Source organism: Mesorhizobium sp. LSHC420B00 (assembly GCF_000503055.1).
GTDB lineage: Bacteria > Pseudomonadota > Alphaproteobacteria > Rhizobiales > Rhizobiaceae > Mesorhizobium.
In genome coordinates, this window is the sequence record NZ_AYVY01000022.1 from 83,238 (window position 1) to 104,651 (window position 21,414).

A 21,414-nucleotide genomic window follows, 5' to 3' on the forward strand; every position below is an offset into this window, starting at 1 on the left:
GCAAAATCGCGGCTCTTGTCGAGCGCCGTCAACCGAATATCAACCATGATCGGCGATCACGAGGGACTGGGCGATTCTGTAGGGTGATCGTCCGGCTGGGCTTGCATGCATGTGTCCCAAACTGCGCAACGGTTTGGGAATGCATGAAACGAAGATCCAGGCGCTTCGCGTAAGTCAGTTTCAAACGCGTCGCGCCCGGTCGAGGGGCCACCCGCGGAAAGACCCATCAGCGGCCGGCTGAAACCGGCTCGGGAAGTAGCGATGCGCCGTTTCGCGGTCCTCATCACGCTGATGCTGCTTGGTGCCTGCTCGACGGTCGATGATCTGACGCCATCGCTGTCGTCGTCCAGCGCCCCGACGGTTGCGGTACGCGCGCCCCGTTTTGCCGATTCCGACCCGCATGAATGGGATAGCGGCGCACCGTGGAGCTACGCCGTCCACGGCACCGACGTCTCCAAATACCAGACATCGATCGACTGGCCGGCGGCCAGGGCCAGCGGCATCTCCTTTGCCTTTATCAAGGCTACCGAAGGCGGAGACCGGTTCGATGAAGCTTTCAACGAGCATTGGAGCCGCACGAAGGCCTCGGGTATCCCCCGTGCCGCCTATCATTTCTTCTACTTTTGCACGCCGGCCGCTACCCAGGCGCGCTGGTTCATCCAGAACGTGCCCAAAGACAGTTCGGCGATGCCGCCCGTTCTCGACATGGAATGGAACCCGAAATCGCCGACCTGCAAGCTGCGGCCAGATTCCGCCACGGTACGCAGCGAGATGAGCACATTCCTCAAAATCGTCGAAAAACACTACGGCAAGAAGCCGATCATCTACACGTCGGTCGACTTCTTCGAAGATAATGGTCTATCGGGTTTCCGGGCCTACCCCTACTGGCTGCGCTCCGTCGCCGGGCACCCGCGCCAGAAATACGGCAGCCATCCATTCACCTTCTGGCAGTATACCGGAACGGGCGTCGTGCCGGGCATGGCCGGAAACGCCGACATCAACGTCTTCAACGGCTCCGAAGCCGCCTGGAAGAAGTGGTTGCGGCAGAACACCCGTTGACACCAGGCCTGCCGCCTGCTTTTCGACACAGCCAATGACGAATACCCGCAACCGCTGGTAATCTTCTCGGAAGGATGGCGATGCGATCGCGCTTTGGAATTCTCGCGGCGCTGCTCCTGACCGCCGTGCCGGCCGCGGCACAGCAATGCGGCGGCGATTTCGAGGCATGGAAGCAGGGCGTGGCGGCGGAGGCCAGGGCGGCCGGCGTCGGCGCTGCCGGCCTTGATGCGCTGGAAAACGCCACCCTCGATGAGAAGGCGCTGGCACGCGACCGCGCCCAGGGCGTCTTCACCCAGACCTTCATCGAATTCTCGAACCGCATGATCTCGTCGCATCGACTGAAGCAAGGCGCGGCCAATCTGCAAAAATATGCCGAGATCTTTGCCCGCGCCGATCGCGAATTCGGCGTCCAGGCGCCGGTCATCGCTGCTTTCTGGGCCCTGGAAACCGATTTTGGCGCCGTGCAAGGCGATTTCCACACACTGAACGCACTGGTCAGCCTCTCGCATGACTGCCGCCGCCCGCAGTTGTTCCGGCCGCAGATCGTGCCGCTGCTGATGCTGATCGATCGCGGCGTGGTGCCGGCCGACGTGACCGGTGCCTGGGCCGGCGAGATCGGCCAGACGCAGATGTTGCCTTCCGACTATCTCGGCCACGGCGTGGACGGCGACGGCAATGGCCTGGTCGACCTGCGCGGCAGCGCGCCTGATGTGATCATGAGCACGGCCAGCAAGATCCAGTCGCGCGGCTGGAAGCGCGACCAGCCCTGGATCGAGGAAGTCCGTGTGCCCGACGATTTGCCGTGGGAGCAGACGGGACGCACCAACAAGCTGCCGTTGATGCAATGGACCCAGTGGGGCGTTACCAGGCCCGACGGTACGCCGCTTCTCGACAACGGCCTGAAGGCCGGCCTGGCGCTGCCCATGGGTCGCAAGGGGCCAGCCTTCCTGACCTACGACAATTTCGACGTCTATCTCGAGTGGAACCAATCCTTCACCTATGCCCTGACCGCGGCAAATCTTGCCGCCCGGCTGGGGGGCGCGCCGCGATTCGATCCGCGCAACCCGGAACCCGGCCTCAACGGCGACCAGATGAAGGCGCTACAGACCAAGCTCGAGGCGAAAGGCTATGACGTCGGCACCGTCGACGGCATTCTAGGCACCAACACCCGCGAAGCGATCCGCAAGGAGCAGATGCGGCTGGGCCTGCCGGTCGACGGCTGGCCGACGCTCGAGCTGCTGGCGGGGCTGTGAGGGCGGTGAATGGTGAATGGTGAATGGTGAATGGTGAATGGTGAATGGTGAATGGTGAAAAGAATAGCACCGGAGCCGCACTGAACACCAGAGCTACTACTATTCACTATTCACTATTCACATCACCGCCTGGCAAGCAAGAAATCGATGAAGGCTCGCAGCGGCGCGGGAACCTGCCGGGAACTTGCGTGATATAGATAAAAACCCGGAAATCTCGGCGACCAGGCTTCGAGAAAGCGGATGAGCTTTCCCGCTTCGATCCACGGCCGGACCTGGTATTCCAGCATGTACGCCACGCCGACCCCATCCAGAACCGCCCCGATCATCAGGTCCGTATCGTTGACCGTCAGGCCACCGCTGACGGCCACTTCCAGGGCACGTTGGCCTCGGGCGAACTCCCACCGGTAGAGATTGCCGCCGCTCGGCCACTGGAAATTGATGCACTGGTGCTGATGCAGGTCCGCGGGGTGACGGGGTATCGGGTGATGCTGCAGATACCTCGGCGCCGCCACTGCAGCCATCTCGAGCTCCTCGCTGAGCTTCACAGCCACCATATCCTTGTGCAGCCGCTCACCCAGTCTGATTCCAGCATCGAAGCGGCCCTCGACGATGTCGGTGAGCATGTCGTCGACAATGATTGTGAGGGCGATATCGGGATAGGCGCGGCGGAAATCGCCGAGGATCGGCGCGATGAAACGCGTGGCGGCGATGCGCGGAACATTGATGCGCAGCGAGCCTGCTGGCCGGCCGCGTGATGCATGCGCGTCCGCGACGGCGCCTTCCAGTTCGCCGAATGCCGGTGCGATGCGGGCAAACAGCTTCTCGCCCTCAGCGGTCGGCGACATGCTGCGCGTGGTGCGGTTAAGCAGGCGGACACCGAGACGCTCTTCCAGCCCACGTATCGTCTGGCTGAGTGCTGGAGGCGAAATCCTGAGCTTGGCCGCGGCGCGGACAAAGCTTCCCTCTTCGATGATTGCTGCAAATGCCGTGAGTTCGGAAAACTCGCTTCCTCGCATTATGTACCTCAGGCTTAACAAGTCAGTTAGATAATAGGCTATTCTCTGAGCAATAGCATGCCCCTAGCTTTTCCCCCGGAACGCCGCTCGATCGAGGCGGCCGTAGCCAGACGAAGGAACAGCCATGCATCGTCCACTCGAAGGCAAGACCGCACTTGTGACCGGCAGCTCGCGCGGCATCGGACGCGCCATCGCCGAGGGGCTCGCGGCCAAGGGTGCTGCCGTGGTCGTCAACTATGTCGGCAACGAGAAAGCAGCCAGGGAAGTCGTTGCCGCCATTGAAGGGATTGGCGGAAAAGCCGTCGCCATCCAGGCGGACGTCTCCAGCATCCCCGACATTCGCAAGTTGTTCGACGAAACCGAACGGCAGATGGGGCCGATTGACATCGTCGTAGCCAATGTCGGCGTCGCCGTCATAAAGCCGCTCGTCGAGGCCACCGAAGCGGACTTCGATCATGTGTTCGGGGCCAATGCCAAGGGCACCTTCTTCACGCTTCAGGAAGCGGCGCGCCGCGTTCGCGACGGTGGCCGCATCATTGCCGTCTCCACCGGTGGAACGAAGATGTTCTTCACGCACACGGCGCTTTATCTCGGCAGTAAGGGAGCCGTCGAGCAGTTCGTCCGCGTCCTCTCGCGCGAACTCGGCCCGCGCGCCGTTACCGTGAATGCGCTTTCGCCAGGCTTCACCGACACCGACCTGCTTCCGGAGCGGGACCGGGCCGTGGCCGCCGGCATGTCGCCCTTCGGCCGGATCGGAGGGCCGCGCGACGTCGCCGATGTCGCGGTTTTCCTGGCTTCGGACGAAGCTCGCTGGCTGACCGGCGAGAATATCCAGGCCGGCGGCGGAGTAGCCTGACTGAATGGTGAATGGTGAATGGTGAATGGTGAATGGTGAATGGTGAATGGTGAATGGTGAATGGTGAATGGTGAAAAGAACAACACCTGAGCCGCGCAGAGCACAAGAGCTACTACTATTCACTATTCACTATTCACTATTCACTATTCACTATTCACTAATCCGCCATCGTCTCGAGGCTGGCGAACCCTTGCGGCGCGTCGCCTTCGTCGAATGGCGTTGCCACCTCGACGAAGGTGTCGGGATAGAAGCCGTTGAACCGTGTCCTGAGCGACAGCGAGTAGGCGCCGATATGGCCGATCTCTATCCAGTCGCCGGTATCGACGGTTTCGGGCAGCCAGAACGGCCGCGACAATATATCGACGGAATCGCAGGTCGCGCCGCAGACCTTGAAGGGCACGATGGTCTTGTCCTCGCCATTGCGCGAGCGGATCGCCGGATCGGGGATGAAGCGCGCCGGCAGCGTGATCTTGCCGGTCCATGAATCCGACAGCGACGCCCAGATGCCGTCATTGATGTAGAGCCTTTTGCCCTTGCGCAGCAGCACGCGCACGATCAGCGACAGGCAGCGCGCCACGATCACCCGGCCGGGCTCGGCCACCAGCGGCATCTGGTCGAATTGGTACTCCTGGAGGTCGCCCGATAATCGCGACATGATCTGGCCGAGCGACGGCATCTCCGGCTTGCGGCTGTTCGGGTCATGGCCATATTCGGCCGGAAAGCCGCCGCCGACATCGAGCCCGGCAATGTCGAAACCGACGCGGTTGCGCACCCAGTCGGCCGAAGCCAGCGCCCGCTCATAGGTGTCGGGATCCTCGATCTGGCTGCCGACGTGAAAGCACAGCCCGACCTTGTAGCCGGTTCGGTTCAGCCGTTCGGCGAGTTCCACCGCATTGGCCGGTCCGGCGCCGAACTTCTTCGACAGTTCGTAGGCCGCCGAGCCTTTCGTCTGGATGCGCACGAACACGGTGATCGCGCCCGGATCGATGTCGAGCGCCCGCACCACCCTGGTCAGCTTGGTGATCTCGTCCTCATGGTCGAGCGAAATGACGCGGATGGCGTATTTCTCCAGCGCCAGCCTGATGTCCGACTGCGCCTTCACCGGGTGCATGTAGAGCATCTCGGCGTCGGGCGAGACGGCGCGCACGGCGGCGAATTCGCCGGGCGAGGCCACATCGAAGGCGCTGACGCCGGCCTCGACCAGCGCGTTGAGCACGATCTGCTCGCCATTGGTCTTGACCGCATAGGCGGTCTTGCCGGGAAACATGCCCATGAACTGTTTGGCGTCCGCCTTCAGCACCTGCGGGCGGAAGCAATAGATCGGATCGTCCGGGCGCAGCGCCAGCGCTGCCTCGCGGGCATTTTCGAATCGCTGCATGGACGAATCCCTTGACTGAGGCTGCGCACAATTAATCCAAGCTAGCGGCTAATGAAAACAATTCTATGTCTCGCCGCCCCGGCTTCGCGGCGCTACGCCTTTCTGTACGCCGGTTATGGGCGAGCTAGGCCATCGCTCAGGTTTCGGGTGGCCCTTGCGGCCGGATCGGGTATGGCGTGAACAGACGCCTGAAGAGCAAGGCATCTCGTCTGGGAGGACGACCAATGGCGATAGCTGCCACCACCACGATGCGCGGGCCGATGGTGCTCAAGGACTGGGCGCAGCTTCTGCTGCTCGGCGCCATCTGGGGCGGTTCGTTCTTCTTTGCCCGCATTGCGGTGGCGGAACTTCCTCCGCTGGTGCTGGTGCTGTTCCGCGTCACCATCGCGGCGGCGGCACTTCAGCTCTATCTTGCGGTTCGCGGCCCATCCTTTCGCCTCGCTTTGCCGCATGCCGGCCTGTTCTTCCTGCTGGCGCTCGCCAACAATGTCATCCCTTTCTCGCTGATCTTTGCCGGCCAGACCGAGCTTGGCGCCGGCGTCGCCTCGGTGCTCAATTCGACGACGCCGTTCTGGACGCTGATCCTCGCCAACGCCCTGACCAGCGACGAAAAGCTGTCCTGGAACAAGCTTGCCGGCATCGCCCTCGGTATCGCGGGAACGGCGGTGATGATCGGTCCCGGCCTCGTCGCCGGGCTCGGCGGCCCGGTCTGGGCGAAATTCGCGCTCATCGGAGCGTCACTATCCTATGCGGTTGCGCTGATGATTGCCCGCCGCTTCAAGGGTGTGCCGTCACCGGTCATTGCCACCGGACAATTGACTTGCTCGACCATCATCATGATCCCGGTCGTTCTGTTCACCTACGGGACCGCCAATCTGTTCTCGGCTTCGCCGCCGGTCTGGGCGGCGGTGCTGGCGCTGGCGCTGCTGTCGACCGCCTTCGCCTATATCCTCTATTTCAACCTTGTCGCCTCGGCCGGCGCCACCAACGCCTCGCTGGTCACGCTCATCGTGCCGGCCAGTGCCATCCTGCTCGGCTTCCTGTTCCTGGGCGAGCGGCTCGAACTGTTCGAATTGGGCGGCATGGCGCTGATTGCGCTTGGCCTCGTCACCATCGACGGTCGCCTGTTCGGGCGGCGTTAGAGATGGCGCTATATGGACGTGATCGCCGGAACAGATGAACCCTGCCATTCCAGACGCCAGAGACCGCCTTGCCGGAGATTCTGAACGAGATCGGNGAGATCGGGAAGGAAGGCGGCAAGGCAGGTCCCGCCAACATGTCTCACGGAAGGATACACAAGACCGGTCGCGGCGTCTTGCTTGCGAAGTTGCTTCGCCAGCGCCTGACCGGCAGGATAGGCTAAGACAGTGTCCGGATCGAGAACCGGGTCCTTGCTGAACTCAGCACCGCGCAGATCGTGAAACGAGCCTATGAAGTCGGCAACGAGCTCCGCGTAGTCGGTGACGTTTTCGAACCGTTCGATCGCGGCAAGCTCGCGCGTCAGATGAAAAGAGACCTCGCCGAGCGCGGTTTCCGCATCGAACGCACAGTACCAGACGCCCCTGGCATCATCGTTGAAACGATTGCCGCCCGGACGGGTGTAAGCGAACGCCGCATTGATGAAGGTGTAGCCCGGTCTCCCGAAAACCAGTTCGCGCGGATCGAGGTCGGGCAATCCCCCTTGCTGCGCCTGAAGGCGGCCGCTGGTGGCCCCTTCGAGCTCCGCAAGGTCCTCCAAATCTCCATGATTCCTGGCCAACGGCATCAGGACCGGTTCCTTGAGCCTGCCTGTCGAAATCAGCCGGATCGTGTCGCGCTGGGAAATGTCAGCGCGTGGTGGGATCTGCATTCAAAGTCCACCGCGCAAAGCGTCGATATGTTGGCGAACCTGCAGCAGCTTCGGAATGCCGCCCTCGATCATCACGTCCAGGGGGCGCCGGCCACCATAAAGAGGCCCTTTGTTCGGCAACCGCACCCATTCATCGGCAAGCCCTTCGGAAAACAGAAGCCGCAGTCCCTTGAAGATGCCGATCAGGGCGCTGATGCGTGTCAGCGAATCCTGGGAGAGAACGCCCTCCCACTCGCCTTTCTTCATGCGGAACCAGGTTCTCTCCGACACGTCGCCGATCAAGGTACAGATCTCGGTGCTGGTCAGATGCCAGATGGCTGCGAGCCTGACGATGCCGGCAACAGCAGCTGGCGTGATCCGCGCCCGTGCCGAGGCATCCGCCAGATTTGCCGGCAAAGCCTGATTTGCAGGATCGCGAACCGCATAAGCGACACTCATTCCAGCCTCCATCAATTGGCAGGCAATATACTGCCAATTGGCAGAAAATTCAAGTCCTGGCTATCTCACAACGCTGCTGGTTGCCCACCGCATTCGTATAGCGTGCAGCACCCGGTTGGACATGCAAAGGGCGCTCCGACGCTCCGAATCTTCAGTCGTTCCGAAAATCGATTCCGATTTTTGCCGCGGTAGCGCTGCCATTCTCGCTACTGCCACGGCTTTGCCACAAATTATTCACAGGTCCCGAGCCGGCTTTTGACAAAGAGTTTCAATGCCTAACGGCAAACGGCAGGTCGCAAATTCCACAATCTCGTCGCATTGCAGCAAAGTTTCTGCTTGCCTGTGGCACAAATGACCCTAGACTCTCGCCATAGCTCTTTAAGAGGAGGCTATGACATGGGACTGACGAGGCCGATCAACGCATTGATGATTTGTGCTGCGTTTGCATTCATCGGCGCCCTCATTATGGGCGTCCTTCCATAAGGCCGCTGAGCGGGGGGAAGACCAGCACCGAATACTCCAAACATTTGAAAAGGCCGGGCATTTTGCCCGGCCTTTTGCATTCCCCCGATCTTTGACATTTCAAAAAGGAGCTTGCCGCCTTACGCCGCGGCTGATCCCGCTGCCTCGACTTCGTGCGACCTGATGCCGATCATGTGGCAGATGGCGAAGACCAGATCGGCCCGGTTCATCGTATAGAAGTGGAAATCGCCGACGCCGCGCTCGACAAGGTCCAGCACCTGCTCGGCCGCCACGGCAGATGCCACCAGCGCATGCGTTTGCGGATCGTTCTGCAGCCCATCGAAACGCTCGGCCAGCCATGCCGGCACCAAGGCGCCGCACCGCGCCGAGAAGTTGGCGACCTGGGTGAAATTGTGCACCGGCAATATGCCCGGCACGATCGGTATGTAGATGCCGGCCCGCCGTGCCCGCTCGACATAGCGCTCATAAAGATCGTTGTCGAAGAAGAACTGGGTGATCGCCCGCGTCGCGCCGTTGTCGGCCTTGCGCTTCAGCATGTCGAAGTCGGTGGCGAAATCCGGACTCTCCGGATGTTTTTCCGGATAGGCCGAGACCGATATGTCGAAATCGCCGGCGCCCTTCAGCGCATCAACCAGTTCGGCGCCATTGGCATAGCCTTCCGGATGCGGCCGGTAGGCCGCGCCGACGCCCTCGGCCGGATCGCCGCGCAGGGCGACGAAACGCTTGACGCCCATATCGGCGAACTCCCGGATCACCGCATCGACCTCGTGGCGCGCCGCGTCGACACAAGTCATGTGCGCCGCCGGCGTCAGCGTCGTTTCATTGAGGATGCGCTTGACGGTGCGGGCCGTCCGCTCGCGGGTCGAACCACCGGCGCCATAGGTGACCGAGACGAATTTCGGCTTGAGCGGCTCAAGCCGGGTGACCGTGTCCCACAGCCTTGCTTCCATCTCATCGTTTTTCGGCGGAAAGAACTCGAACGAAACCCTGACCTTGTCGCCGATGTCGGGGCGGCGGGAGAAGCGGAACTGGTTCATCAGGCGGTTTCCCCTATCGGATACGCATTGGCCGGTTGTCTGTCGTTGGAAGGCTCGGCAATCAGCATGCGCCGATCGCGGCCGAGCCAGAGTTTGACGGTGAGCTTGGCCTCGTTGCCGCCGCGCGGCTCGAATTCCTGGCTGTCCTCTAGGTCGAGGCCGGCCTCGGAAAACCAGTCGCCAATCTGCCGGTCGGAAAAGCCGAGACGCATATGCGCGTGCTCCTCGCGCAAGAACTCCAGCGCGTGCGGCGCGAAATCGACGATCACCAGCCGGCCGGCCGGGCGCAACAGACGCGCCGCCTCGCGGATGGCGCGGGCGGGATCGTCGAGATAATGCAGCACCTGATGGATGGTAACGAGATCAAAGGCGTCGCGTTCGACCGGTGGCGCAAAAATGTCACCCTGCCGCACTTGCGCATTCGAAACGCCGGCCTTGTCGAGATTGGCGCGCGCCACCGTCAGCATCTCGCGCGACATGTCGATGCCGATACCGCGCCGATAGAGCGGCGAAAAGATCTCGAGCAGCCGTCCGGTGCCGGTGCCGAGATCGAGCATCGACTGGAACGGCCGCTTGCCGACGAGCTTGACGAGCGCTGCTTCGACCGCGCGGTCCGGCACGTGCAGCGAGCGGATATGGTCCCAGCTTGCGGCGTTTACCGAGAAATATTCGGCAGCCCGGTCCTGCCGCTTGCGCTTGACCGCGGCCAGCCGTTCGAGATCACGCTCGACCTGCGGATCGGCGCCGCGGATGCCGGAGACCAGCCTGAGCACGAAATCGCGCGAGGTGTCGGAATCCGAAAGCCGGAAGAAGGCCCACGAGCCCTCCTGGTAGCGGCCGATCAACCCGGCCTCCAGCAGCAATTTCAAGTGGCGCGAGACGCGCGGCTGCGACTGGCCGAGGATTTCGGTGAGATCGGAAACGGTCAGGTCGCCGCGCGACAGCAGTGCCAATATGCGCAGCCGGCTGGATTCGGCCGCCGCCTTCAATGTATCTACCATCGTGTCGAGAGCGACATGCATGCGAGCATTCTCTTTGAAAAAGATATAAACATATGTTTATGTTGATTTTGATAGGCTTGCAAGCGCTATGTCGCTTCCGGACAAGAAAATGACGCATGCGTGGCGGATCGCGCAAAGCCGCAAGCATCGAGGCGAGAACCATGTTCGAAACGCGCAGCGGCGAAAAGCTTCTGGAAACCGACCCGGAAACGATGCCGCCGGATGGCCATGTCGTCTTCATCGGCCGCATCGCTTCGCCTTGGACGACACGGGAGACTTGCCCCAAAAACATGAGGGCCGCGCGGGAGACGGGACAGCCGGCGCGCTTGGTCATCGACCCGCTCTACCGGGATGGCCTGCTTGGGCTGGAACGCGCCAGCCACGTGATCATCCTGTCCTGGCTGCACCATGCGCCGCGGCAACTGATTGTCCAGAAACCCCGCCATGCAGTTGAACCGAAGGGCGTCTTTTCGCTGCGCTCCCCTGCCCGGCCGAACCCAATTGGGCTGCATGTCGCCAGGCTGGTTGCCGTCGACATCGATATCGGCCGCATCGATCTCGACGCCATCGACGTGCTCGACGGCACGCCGGTCATCGACATCAAGCCTTATTTCGCTTCGACCGATGCCTTCGCCGAGGCGACCATGGCCGGGCGGGACGAGTCACCCAGATCGGATGAGCAGTGAGCGCCCCGACCGGCCGCCGCCGCGCCATCGCCAAGGCACTGACTGCGCTCCTGCCGCTGGCGCCCTATGCCGACATGGAAAAGATCCGTGCCGATGCCGGCGCCGTGCATATGAAGACCTTGCCGCCGAGCATTGCCGTGTGGCTGGCGACGATTGCGCATATTCGCCATATGCACACCGACTACGAAAAGCTGCTGGCCGAAGGCTATGACCGCGATTCCGCGCGCTTCTTCGTCATCGAACAGACCAACATCGTACTAACCCGCTGGCGCGCCACCCGGCTGCTCGACGATGAGGATGAGGCGTAGAGCGATGGCAGGCACACGCGTCGAGTTCTACGCTCTTCACCATTGTGATTGGCGAAATCGAGGGGTGACGGCCAATCTCCTCCCTCGTAGGGGAGATTGGCCGTCACCCCGGCTTTCGCCAATCTCGAAAGTTGCAGGACTGAACGAGGCGCTAAACTAGCGTGCCAGCAAGCTCAAGGCAGTCGCGACGATGTCGGCGACCGGACGCGTGCCATCCAAGGTTATTGCCGCCTCGTCCGTCGCTGGCGCCTCCAGCGTGGCGAACTGGCTGTCGACCAGGCTTGCCGGCATGAAATGGCCCTTGCGATTGCCGACGCGCCGCATCGCCGTTGCCGGGTCGATCTCCAAATAGACGAAAACGATATCCGGGCAAAAGCCGCGCAGGCGATCGCGATAGCTGCGCTTCAGCGCCGAGCAGGCAGCGACCACACCTTGCCCGCTTGCGATCGACGCGGCCATGCGCTGGCCGATCGCGTCGAGCCAGCCCTCGCGCAGCGCGTCGGTAAGCGGTTGTCCGCTCGCCATGCGCGCGACGTTTTCGGGCGGATGCAGCCTGTCGCCTTCGATAAAGAGGGCGCCCAATGCTGCTGCAAGCGCGTCGCCGACGACCGACTTGCCGCATCCGGCAACGCCCATCACCACGATGGCGGGTATCGTTCGAACAGTGCTCGCCGGCTTATATGACACGTCGTTCCCGGTCATGCAGGTCAGCGGCTTGCCGGCGCGCGGCCATAGAGCAGCAGCATAGCGACGATGACGACGCCGTAGATGATCTGCCGCCCCGCCTCCGGCATCTGCATGACGGAGAGAATTGATTGCAGGAGCGTGATCAGGATGACGCCGGCGACGGTACCGAGATAGGAGCCCCGCCCGCCGAGGATCGAGGTGCCGCCGAGCACCACGGCGGCGATCGACGGCAGCAGATAGGCATCGCCCATCGACTGTGCCGCCTTGGAGGCATAGCCGGCCAACAGCACGCCGCCGAAGGCCGAGAGCCCACCCGAAACCGCAAAGGCGATCATCACCACGCGCCGTGTGTCGATGCCGGAAAGATAGGCGGCACGCTCGCGGTTGCCGATGCCGTAGACAGTGCGGCCGAAGCCGGTGCGGGTCAGCACGAACACCATTGCGGCGCCGATCAGCGCCCAGATGAGAACTGCGTTCGGCACGCCAGGAACGGCAAAGCCGGTCGCCAGATAGCGCATCGCACCGGTTGCCGAATCCTGCGGCGAGAAACCGCCCGTATAGACCACCATCAGCCCCTGCGCGACCGCGTTGGTGGCGAGCGTGATGATCATCGAGGGAATGCGCAGATAGGCGACGCCAATGCCGTTGACGATGCCGATCAGGACACCGCAGAAGATGCCGAACGGAATGGCAAGCGCCACGCCGACAGGGCCGTACGCGGCTGCGGCACAGGCCATCATGGCGCCGACCGCCACCGACCATGGCACCGACAGGTCGATCTGGCCGAGCAGGATGACCAGCATCATGCCGGTGGCGATGACGCCGAGAAACGAGGCCACCTTGAGCTGCTGCAGCAGGTATTCAGGCGACAGGAAGCTGCGCGAATAGAGGCTGCCGAGCAACAGCAGCAGCACGATGCAAGCGAACGCCGTCAGCACCGCCGGGTCGGCGCGGCGAAGGAATTTCGGCATGCGGCCGGCGAGACCACTTACAGTCGTTTCGCTCACAGGAACCACTCCAGCCGGTTGCGGACCCGAAACAGGGCGAAGGCGCCGAGGCTGACCGCGATCAGCAGGATCACGCCCTGGAACAGCGGCTGCCAGAGCGGATCGAAATCGAAGACGAACAGCAGGTCGCCGATGGTGCGGAAGGCGAGCGCGCCGAAGATCGCGCCGATGGCGCTGCCCTTGCCGCCGAACAGCGACACGCCGCCGAGCACGACCGCGGCGATTGAAAACAGCGTGTAGGCGTTGCCGCTCGCATAGGCCGCATCGCCGGTATAGGTGAAGAACGTCAGGAACAGCCCGCCGATCGCGGCAAGCAGCCCGGCAAGCGCATAGGCGGCGAACTTTCCACGCCGGATCGGCACGCCGGACATGTAGGCCGCCATCTCCGAGGAGCCGGCTGCATAAGCGGCGCGGCCGAGCACCGACCGGCTGAACGGCACCCAGACGACAAGCACGACCGCCACCAGCGCCACCAGGCTCGCCGGCACAATACCAAACAGGCGCCCGGTTAGCGCGTCGGCGAGCCCCTCATTGACCGAGCCGCCCGGAAACGGCCGCAGCAGCAGCGCGATGCCGAAATAGACCGCGCCGGTGGCGATGGTGGCGACGATCGGCTGCAGGCGCCCATAGATAACGATGGCGCCGTTGATTGCCCCGCACAGCAGCCCGGTGCCGAGCACGGCGATGACGCCGAAGGCGGTCTCGATGCCGGTGCCGACGACCAGCCACGACGCCAGGCAGTTGGTCAGCGTGAAGATCATGCCGACGGAGAGGTCGATGCCGGCGGTGATCACCACCAGCGTCTGCGCCATGGCGACGAAGGCGAGCAGCACGCCCTTGTTCGAAGCCGTCTGTACGACGTTGGCGGTGAAGCCCGCCGGATGGTTCGAGGTGTAGATGACGAACATGACGACGAAGATGCCGAACGCCAGCAGCGTTCCGCGCTGTTCGGCAAGCCAGTAGCGCCAATCCTTCACGCGTCCGCTCCTTGCTTTGGCATCTCTTCGTGAATGTTGAGCGCGCTGGCGATCAGCGCCCGCTCAGTGATTTCGGCGCCGACCAGTTCACGCTTTACCGCGCCGTCATAGAGCACCAGCACCCGGTCGCAGCAGCCGATCAGCTCGTCATAGTCGGTCGAATAGAACAGGATTGCCGCGCCGCCGTCGGCAAGCTTGCGCATCAATTGGTAAAGCTCCTGCTTGGTCCCGACATCGATGCCGCGTGTCGGATCGTTGAGCAGGATGATGCGCGGCTGCCGCATCAGCCATTTGGCGATGACGACCTTCTGCTGGTTGCCGCCGGACAGCGCGCCGACGGGGATGTCGAGGCCGGCCGTCTTGATCGCCAGAAGACCGACCATGTCGTCGATCAGCCGCTGCTCGGCGGCGCGATCGATGATGCCGGCCCTGGACAGCCGGTCAAGGGCGGCGAAGGAGAGGTTTTCGCGCACCGTCATCGGCAGCATCAAGCCTTCGGTCTTGCGGTCCTCCGGGATCAGCGCCATGCCGATCCGGTCATCGCGCGCGGCGGCCGGGCTGGCGATCGCCACCGGCCTGCCGTCGATCAGGATTTGGCCCGACAGGCCGCGCAGCACACCGAAGAAGGCGAGCAGCAATTCGCGCTGGCCCTGGCCGTCGAGGCCGCCAAGCCCTACCACCTCGCCCGCCCCGACCGACAGCGAGACATCGTGCAGCCGATCAGTCCATGACAGGCTGCGCGCCTCGAGAACCGGCGTGGCTGCAGCAGCCGCCCGCGCGGGCTTGGGCGGAAAGATGTGGCTGTATTCGCGCCCGATCATCAGTTCGACGACCTCATTGTCGCTCTTGGTACCGGCCGCATAGCTGGCGACATTGCGGCCATTGCGGAACACCGTGCACTGGTCGGCCAGCTCGGCGATCTCGTTCATGCGGTGCGATATGTAGAGCAGCGCCAGCCCTTCCGAACGCAACCGCTTCAACACGGCAAAAACCCTGGCGACGTCAGCGGCGGTCAGAGCCGAGGTCGCCTCGTCGAGGATCAGGATGCGTGGCTTGCGCGCCAGTGCCTTGGCGATCTCGACCATCTGCCTTCTTGAAAGAGGAAGATCCTTGACCAGCGCCAGTGGATGGATATCGGAGGCGCCGGCGCGAGCCAGGGCTTCTTCCGCAACGCGGCGCTGTGCCTTGCGATCGATCATGCCGAAACGCTTGGGCGGATCGGAAATGGCGATGTTGTCAGCCACGCTGAGTTCGGGGACGAGCGACAGTTCCTGGAAGATGCACACGATGCCGGCCTGGTTGGCGGCGGCCGGCGAAGCGAAGGTCACTTCGCTTCCGTCCAGCATCATGCGGCCTTCGTCGGGCGCGACGACCCCCGCCATGACCTTGATCAGCGTCGATTTGCCGGCGCCGTTCTCGCCGAGAATGGCGTGGATGCTGCCTGGAGTGACCGACAGCTCGGCCTTTTCCAGCGCCCGCACGCCGCCATAGCGCTTGGATATGCCTTCCATGCGGAAGAGCGGAACCGCACCGTCCATCGGCCCTCCCCAGGCGCTTGGCAATCAGGATGTCGAGCGCCGACGCCGCGGGATTTCCCGCGGCGTCGGGCTGTTGGAGCTTACTGGTTTTCCTTGCTCTGGCCCATGATTTCCTGCGCCGTGAAATTGATGCCGCAGGTCGGGAAGGAATTGCCGACGAAGAAATTGTCGGACTGGTCGGGGAAGTAATCCTGGCCTGCCTTGAAGTTCGGATCCTCGACGATCGCCAGCGGCAGCTTGACCGCTTGCGGCACGACCTGGCCTTCAAGTGCCGCGATCGCTGTCTTGATGGCAACCGCAACCTGGGCCGGGCCGGTACCGGCCGACGAGCATTTCAGGCCGTCAGCGGCGAACTTGGCGCAGAATTTGCGGAAGCCATTCTCCGTCTCGCCGCCGAACGGCACGAACGGATGCTTGGCATCGATCATCGCCTGCACGATGCCGGTATCGCCGCCCTGCCCGGTAACGCCGTCGAAGGGACCATTGGTGGCAATGGCGTCGGCCGAAGCCTTTTGCGCAACGCCGTCATCCCATTTGCCGACGACCTCGGTAACATCCCACTTCTTGCCGGACGCGTCGAGAACCTCGTGGATGCCGTTGTGACGGTCGGTGTCGACGGACGTGCCGGCGACGCCGCGCACTTCCAGCACCTTGCCGCCGTTCGGCACGTGCTTGACCAGCCAGTTGCCCCACAATTCGCCAAGGCCTTTCTGGTCGACATTGACGTTGATGGCATCCTTGGTGTCGAGGATGTTGTCGAAAGCGACCAACACGACGCCGGCTTCCTTGGCCCGCTTGATGACAGGGCCGAATGCGGTCGGATTCTGAGCGTTGACGACAATCGCGTCATAGCCGGAATCGATGAAATTGTTGATTGCCGAAATCTGGGCCGGCACGTCTTCGCCGGTCGAGACCACCTTGAATTCCTTGAGCTTGGCTGCGACCTCCGGCTGCGCTGCATAGGCCTTCGCCGTCTGCACCATCTGGATGCGCCACGTGTTGGCGATGTAGCCGTTGGCCAGAGCGATGCGGTATGGGCCGTCTTTTTTGGGGAACTTGAAGAACTGCGTATCGGCCGACCAGGGTGCGAAGCACTCAGGCTCGGCCGATGGCCCCTTGACGATTTCAGGCTCGGCGATCGCCGACGAGCTCAGCATGACAAAAGCAGTGGCGGCAACGATACCGCCAGCGAGTGACTTGATCATCGATATTCCTCCCAGTTGCAGTTTGTTTGTTGTTACGTCGATGAATTTGCGCGTTCCCGGCCCGGCACCTCCCGCCATACCCGTTGCGCGTTCAGGTGACCGAATGCCGACCCGATTTCCTCCTTTATTGCCCGGCTAATCCCGTAAAAAACTATCATATTATACATAATAAACAAGCATGAGCTGTCGCTTATGTATAATAAACAGATTCCACTCTTCGAGGCGAAATCCCGCCTATGAAAAGTGGTAGCGCTACCATGACGTTATGTAAAGCGCCATTTACATTGCGTTGAAGCTCGCTTCAGCGCGCCGTGCTCTCACGCCGCTTGAGTTCGAAGCCGAGGTCGACGACCCGCTGCTCCGGCCTGTTGCCCTCGATAGCCGCAAGCGCCATGGCGACAGCCCGCCGGCCGATCTCGTAGCGATAGGTCCGAACGCTGGTCACCGACGGGAAAGCAACCTCCATCATGTCGAGATCGTTGAAGCCGACGATGCCGATCGTCTTCGGCACGGCGATCGAAGCGCGATGACATTCGAACAGCACGCCAAGCGCGATATCGTCATTGTTGCAGAATACCGCGTCGAGGCTCGGCACCTTGGCCAGCGCGTCGCGGAACAATTCGCGGCCGAGGGTGACGCTGGAGGGCACCGGCGTCGTGGTCGTGAGCCTCGGATCGAACAAGCCGGCCGCCTCCATCGCCGCGCGATAGCCGGCAAGCCGCCGCTGCGAACGCGGATCCATGCGCGCGCCGATGAAGCCGATCCGGCGATAGCCGGCCTCGATCAGATGTTCCGCAGCCGCCTTGCCGCCCTGGAAATGTGAGAAACCGACCATCATGTCGACCGGATCGAGCCCGGTCTCCATCACCTGCACCACCGGACAGCCAGCCGTTTCCAGCAGTTTTCGCGAGGCCGGCGTCTGGTCGATGCCGGCCACGATCAGCGCGGCAGGGCGTTGCGGGCCAAACACCTGCAGCAGCCGCTCTTCCTCGAGGCCGGAATAGTGGGTGTTGCCGAGCTGGATGCGGAAAGGGCCGTCCGACAGGCTGTCGTAGATGCCGCGCACCACTTCGGCAAAGACGTTGTTGGTAAGCGACGGTACCAGGACGCCAAACACCTCGGCGCGCGCCGAAGCCAGCGCCCGCGCATTCGGGTCGGGCACATAGCCGAGTTCATTCACGGCGGACTCGATCTGGCGGCGCAGATCTTCCGAGACACGCCCCGGCTCACGCAAGGCGCGCGATACGGTAATGGCGCCGACACCGGCCTTGCGCGCGACGTCGGCGATGGTCGGGCGGCCGCCGCCGCGGCGCGAGCGCGGCTTGATCACTATACTCGTCCCGACGCCGGGCAACCGCCCAGACGTGACCGCGAAACAATGTTCAGCGTCTTTGCCACTGCTGCCTTGCCAACCCGTTGCCACACCTTGTCTGGCGTCGCGCAGCCTTCGGCTATTGTCAAGCGACGGCCGGAGAGACTGTGTCCGTACCGCCGTGCCTCAGGCCGTCACGGCAGCGCTGCGCCGGGCCTTCCACAGCAGCAGCACCATGGCCAAAATGTTCAGCAGGTTCCAGGCAATGCCGTTGAGGAACGCGGCGGCATACGAACCGGTCAAATCGTAGATCCAGCCCGACATCCAGCCGCCGATAGCCATGCCGAAGATGGTCGCCATCATAACGATGCCGACGCGCTGGCCAGCCTCTTTGGCAGGCATATATTCGCGCACGATGATCGCATAACAGGGCACGATGCCGCCCTGCGACAGGCCGAAGACGAGCGAGACGACATATAGCGAGGCCAGCCCGTCGAACGGGATATAGAACAACAGCGACAGGCATTGCAGCACCGAGCCGATCAGCAGGGTTTTCACGCCGCCGATGCGATCGGCAAGGAAACCCGAGCCAAGCCGACTGACGACGCCCGCCGCCAGCATGATCGACAGCATATCGGCGCCATGCGCCACGCCGTAGCCGAGATCCATGCAGTAGGCGACGATATGGACTTGCGGCATCGACATCGCCACGCAGCAGCCGAGTCCGGCGACGATGAGCAGCGCCTGCAAGGCCGCCGGCGACAGCGAGATCGGCTGGACCACGCGGCTGCCCGGCGATCCGGGAGCCGCCTGGGGCGGTGCGCCGCGCCGGAGCAGTAGGATCAAGGGCACCATGGTGACCACGCAAACGATGCCGATCGCGGCATAGGTGAAGCGCCAGCCTTCGGTCTGCATGACATAGGGCATCGCCGTCGGCCAGATCGCTCCGGCGAGATAGTTGCCGGACGCGGCAGCCGTCACCGCAACGCCGCGGCGCCGGTTGAACCAGTGCGAGATGTCGGCGATCAGCGGCCCGAAGATCGCCGACGAGCCGACGCCGATCAACAGGCCCTGGACAAGGGTGAACTGCAGGATAGAACTGGTCAGCGACGCCAGCAGGAAGCCGGCGCCAAGTGTAATCGCGGCAATCAGCGCCGGAACCCAATACCCCACGCGGTCGATGGCGCGGCCGAACAGCACATTGCCGGCGGCAAAGCCGACCATGGTCGCGGTATAGGGCATCGAGGCAGCGGCGCGATCGACGCCGAATTCTGCCTGCACGGCGGGCAGCACCACGACCACCGCCCACATGCCGACCCCGCCTATGGTTGCCAGCAGCATCGAGACGCCGAGCCGTATCCAGGCATAGGCGCTGTCGATGCCGGAACTTGCTGCCTGGTTTGAGACGATTGGGGTCAAGAACGTTTCCTGTCCGCAGTTCTTAAATCGGCGGTTCTGACCACTATCAGGGCATTCGCATCGCGGAGCAGCGCCACGACAGGCCAATCCGTGGCTCCAGGGATTTGGGCCGAAGTGGAACAGGGGTGCGCCACCAGACGTTTTCCCGGCAACGACCTTGTGAAAGGAGTTTGCCATGACCGCGCAACGGAAATGGTCTGCCGACGTCACCGAGCATAGCGATGCGCTGGATCTCGAAGAGCACATCTTCGAATCCCACGATCCGAGGAAGATCGCCGCCTCGCTGAAGCGGTCGGCCGAGCACAGCGACCGGCGCAAGGCGGGGCCGTTTCAGTCCGCCATGTCGATGCTGAATTTCTACATTAACCGCGCCGGCAAGAACCTGCCGGCGGCGCAGAAGAAAGTGCTGGAGGACGCAAAGGACGAACTGCGCGTCCTTTTTGGCCGCCCAAAGGAAGACTAGAATTGGTCACTATTGATTGGTTCTGCCAAATCAGGCTGAACTGGACCTAGTGACAGGGCCTCTTTGTCGCCAGTCTGCAGGCTGGCTTGCATTCGCAAGCCTGCAAAAGCCTGGCGTCATGACGGTCAAGATCGGCATCAATCCCATCACCTGGAGCAATGACGACGTCCCGGCGCTTGGCGGCGACACGCCGCTGCAGACCTGCCTGTCCGAAACCGCACAGGCCGGTTATCGCGGCACCGAGCTCGGCGGGAAATTTCCGCGCCAGGCTGAGGTGCTTGGGCCGCTCCTGTCCTCCTATGGCCTGGAACTCGTCTCCGGCTGGTATGATGGCCGCATCCTCGACCGTACGGTCGAAGAGGAATTCGCGGCGATTACCCCGCATCTGGCGTTGCTGCGCGACCTCGGCGCCAAGATCGTCGTCTATGCCGACACCTCGCGCGGTCGCCATGACGGCATTTTCGCACCGATCTCCGAGCGTCCGCGCCTCGCCAACAGCGACTGGCGGGCCTATGGCGAGAAACTGACCGCCCTCGCCGACAGCATGGCCGCATTCGGGGTCGGCATGGCCTTCCACCACCACATGGGCACCATCGTCGAGACGGACGATGAAGTCGACAGGCTGATGGCGGCGACGGGCCGAAGCGTCGGCCTTTTGTTCGATACCGGCCACTGCCTGTTTTCGGGCGGCGACCCGCAATCGCTGTTGCAGCGACATCTCGACCGTATCGTGCATTTCCATTGCAAGGACGTTCGCAGGGCGGTGCTGGAAAAGGCACGCCGCGAGGACATGAGCTTCATGGCGGCAGTTTTGGAAGGCATTTTTACCGTGCCCGGCGACGGCTCGGTCGATTTCCTGCCATTGCTGAAATCCCTCGCCGCGCGCGGCTATGAAGGTTGGATTGTTGTCGAGGCTGAGCAGGATCCGGCCAAGGCGCATCCGCTGACCTATGCCAGCAAGGGCTATTTCTCGCTGCTCGCCACCGCCCGGCAGGCCGGCTTCGAAGTGGCGACGCGGCAGGCAGACTGACCGGCCCGCATTTGCGAGCCGGGGGAACATAATGGGCGCGCGCCTCGATGGGGTTAGCGACGCGAATGCGCCCGGCGATCCGCGCCGCCTTGCTCCCTGCGCGGCGCGGATCGCAGAATCCCGGCTCTGGATTTCAAACCCCGACTTTCAAGCTTGAGGCCGGCCGGAAGCCGTGCCTTGATGCAACCGAGGAGGAGCGACATGGCTTTCGAAGCTGCGCTTGGCATGGAACGGCTTTGCACCATCCGGGAGATTGCCGAGAAGGCGGAACTTGGCGCCGCCACCGTTCATCGCGCGCTGAAGAACAGCCGCGAGGTCCACCCCGAAACCAGGCGACTGGTGCTTGATACCGTCTGTCGGCTCAACGAGGAAAAGATCGCCCGCGCCGCCCGGTTCGTCGGGGGATAGTGCC

Annotated in this window: 22 protein-coding genes; 9 read left to right on the forward strand and 13 right to left on the reverse strand. The window is 62.9% G+C overall.

All coding sequences use genetic code 11. The annotated features are described in order from the left end of the window. The first annotated feature begins 261 nt into the window (after nt 1-261). Together X760_RS64760 and X760_RS64765 are read left to right on the forward strand one after the other, a co-directional pair. Nucleotides 262-1,059 (forward strand): GH25 family lysozyme, encoded by a 798-nt coding sequence (locus X760_RS64760; protein ID WP_023721219.1) that lies wholly within the window; start codon nt 262-264, stop codon nt 1,057-1,059. A gap of 80 nt (nt 1,060-1,139) precedes the next feature. Continuing rightward, nucleotides 1,140-2,312 carry a lytic murein transglycosylase gene (locus X760_RS64765; protein WP_023721220.1) on the forward strand — a complete coding sequence of 391 codons (1,173 nt, stop codon included), beginning with the start codon at nt 1,140-1,142 and terminating at the stop codon, nt 2,310-2,312. A 122-nt stretch (nt 2,313-2,434) separates the two neighbouring features. On the opposite strand, the gene X760_RS64770 is transcribed toward X760_RS64765, so the two are convergent. Further along, nucleotides 2,435-3,328: a LysR family transcriptional regulator gene (locus tag X760_RS64770; protein WP_023721221.1), complete on the reverse strand. Its 894-nt coding sequence runs from the start codon at nt 3,326-3,328 to the stop codon at nt 2,435-2,437. 124 nt (nt 3,329-3,452) lie between these two features. Here X760_RS64770 and X760_RS64775 point away from each other — a divergent pair, with 124 nt between their 5' ends. Further along, on the forward strand, nt 3,453-4,184 hold the full coding sequence (locus X760_RS64775; protein WP_023721222.1) for an SDR family oxidoreductase: 732 nt from the start codon (nt 3,453-3,455) through the stop codon (nt 4,182-4,184). A 157-nt stretch (nt 4,185-4,341) separates the two neighbouring features. Here X760_RS64775 and X760_RS64780 read toward each other — a convergent pair whose 3' ends face one another. Beyond that, nucleotides 4,342-5,562, reverse strand: coding sequence for an alanine racemase (locus X760_RS64780; protein WP_023721223.1), 1,221 nt, complete (start codon nt 5,560-5,562; stop codon nt 4,342-4,344). 224 nt (nt 5,563-5,786) lie between these two features. Here X760_RS64780 and X760_RS64785 point away from each other — a divergent pair, with 224 nt between their 5' ends. Further along, on the forward strand, nt 5,787-6,704 hold the full coding sequence (locus X760_RS64785) for a DMT family transporter (RefSeq protein ID WP_023721224.1): 918 nt from the start codon (nt 5,787-5,789) through the stop codon (nt 6,702-6,704). Between the two features lie 8 nt (nt 6,705-6,712). Here X760_RS64785 and X760_RS64790 read toward each other — a convergent pair whose 3' ends face one another. The 4 genes from X760_RS64790 to X760_RS64805 form a co-directional block, all read right to left on the reverse strand. Beyond that, complete coding sequence (locus X760_RS64790) at nt 6,713-7,327, reverse strand: RES family NAD+ phosphorylase (protein WP_348633245.1); 615 nt, start codon at nt 7,325-7,327, stop codon at nt 6,713-6,715. 84 nt (nt 7,328-7,411) lie between these two features. Next, nucleotides 7,412-7,849 (reverse strand): antitoxin Xre/MbcA/ParS toxin-binding domain-containing protein, encoded by a 438-nt coding sequence (locus X760_RS64795; RefSeq protein WP_023721226.1) that lies wholly within the window; start codon nt 7,847-7,849, stop codon nt 7,412-7,414. Nucleotides 7,850-8,451: 602 nt separating this feature from the next. After that, nucleotides 8,452-9,369 (reverse strand): methylenetetrahydrofolate reductase [NAD(P)H], encoded by a 918-nt coding sequence (gene metF, locus X760_RS64800; RefSeq protein WP_023676795.1) that lies wholly within the window; start codon nt 9,367-9,369, stop codon nt 8,452-8,454. Beyond that, a complete protein-coding gene (locus X760_RS64805; protein WP_023721227.1) occupies nt 9,369-10,391 on the reverse strand; it encodes a metalloregulator ArsR/SmtB family transcription factor in 1,023 nt (340 codons plus the stop codon). Before X760_RS64805 ends, metF begins: the two co-directional genes overlap by 1 nt. 140 nt (nt 10,392-10,531) lie before the next feature. Between X760_RS64805 and tsaA the strand changes: the two genes are divergently transcribed. Together tsaA and X760_RS64815 are read left to right on the forward strand one after the other, a co-directional pair. Further along, the gene (tsaA, locus tag X760_RS64810; protein ID WP_023721228.1) at nt 10,532-11,056 is read left to right on the forward strand and encodes a tRNA (N6-threonylcarbamoyladenosine(37)-N6)-methyltransferase TrmO; all 525 of its coding nucleotides are present in this window, start codon (nt 10,532-10,534) and stop codon (nt 11,054-11,056) included. After that, nucleotides 11,053-11,364, forward strand: a complete 312-nt coding sequence (locus X760_RS64815) for a DUF2293 domain-containing protein (RefSeq protein WP_023721229.1) — start codon at nt 11,053-11,055, stop codon at nt 11,362-11,364. Before tsaA ends, X760_RS64815 begins: the two co-directional genes overlap by 4 nt. Before the next feature lie 156 nt (nt 11,365-11,520). Here the strand turns inward: X760_RS64815 and X760_RS64820 are convergent, their stop codons facing one another. From X760_RS64820 to X760_RS64850, 7 genes are all read right to left on the reverse strand, one after another. Then, the gene (locus X760_RS64820) at nt 11,521-12,066 is read right to left on the reverse strand and encodes a gluconokinase (protein ID WP_023721230.1); all 546 of its coding nucleotides are present in this window, start codon (nt 12,064-12,066) and stop codon (nt 11,521-11,523) included. Nucleotides 12,067-12,071: 5 nt separating this feature from the next. Continuing rightward, entirely contained in the window at nt 12,072-13,058 is a 987-nt protein-coding gene (locus X760_RS64825; protein WP_023721231.1) for an ABC transporter permease, read from the reverse strand. After that, complete coding sequence (locus X760_RS64830; RefSeq protein ID WP_023721232.1) at nt 13,055-14,035, reverse strand: ABC transporter permease; 981 nt, start codon at nt 14,033-14,035, stop codon at nt 13,055-13,057. Before X760_RS64830 ends, X760_RS64825 begins: the two co-directional genes overlap by 4 nt. Next, nucleotides 14,032-15,573, reverse strand: coding sequence for a sugar ABC transporter ATP-binding protein (locus X760_RS64835; protein WP_023721233.1), 1,542 nt, complete (start codon nt 15,571-15,573; stop codon nt 14,032-14,034). The genes X760_RS64830 and X760_RS64835 overlap by 4 nt, the downstream gene beginning before the upstream one ends. 80 nt (nt 15,574-15,653) lie before the next feature. Then, nucleotides 15,654-16,778 carry a sugar ABC transporter substrate-binding protein gene (locus tag X760_RS64840; protein ID WP_023721234.1) on the reverse strand — a complete coding sequence of 375 codons (1,125 nt, stop codon included), beginning with the start codon at nt 16,776-16,778 and terminating at the stop codon, nt 15,654-15,656. Nucleotides 16,779-17,079: 301 nt separating this feature from the next. After that, complete coding sequence (locus X760_RS64845) at nt 17,080-18,108, reverse strand: LacI family DNA-binding transcriptional regulator (protein WP_023721235.1); 1,029 nt, start codon at nt 18,106-18,108, stop codon at nt 17,080-17,082. A gap of 168 nt (nt 18,109-18,276) precedes the next feature. Next, nucleotides 18,277-19,509, reverse strand: a complete 1,233-nt coding sequence (locus X760_RS64850; RefSeq protein ID WP_023721236.1) for an MFS transporter — start codon at nt 19,507-19,509, stop codon at nt 18,277-18,279. A gap of 175 nt (nt 19,510-19,684) precedes the next feature. Between X760_RS64850 and X760_RS64855 the strand changes: the two genes are divergently transcribed. The 3 genes from X760_RS64855 (at nt 19,685) to X760_RS64865 (ending at nt 21,410) form a co-directional block, all read left to right on the forward strand. After that, nucleotides 19,685-19,972, forward strand: coding sequence for a DUF3175 domain-containing protein (locus X760_RS64855; RefSeq protein WP_023721237.1), 288 nt, complete (start codon nt 19,685-19,687; stop codon nt 19,970-19,972). A 118-nt stretch (nt 19,973-20,090) separates the two neighbouring features. After that, on the forward strand, nt 20,091-21,002 hold the full coding sequence (iolE, locus tag X760_RS64860; protein WP_023721238.1) for a myo-inosose-2 dehydratase: 912 nt from the start codon (nt 20,091-20,093) through the stop codon (nt 21,000-21,002). Nucleotides 21,003-21,203: 201 nt separating this feature from the next. Next, on the forward strand, nt 21,204-21,410 hold the full coding sequence (locus X760_RS64865) for a LacI family DNA-binding transcriptional regulator (protein WP_023721239.1): 207 nt from the start codon (nt 21,204-21,206) through the stop codon (nt 21,408-21,410). Nucleotides 21,411-21,414 lie beyond the last annotated feature (4 nt).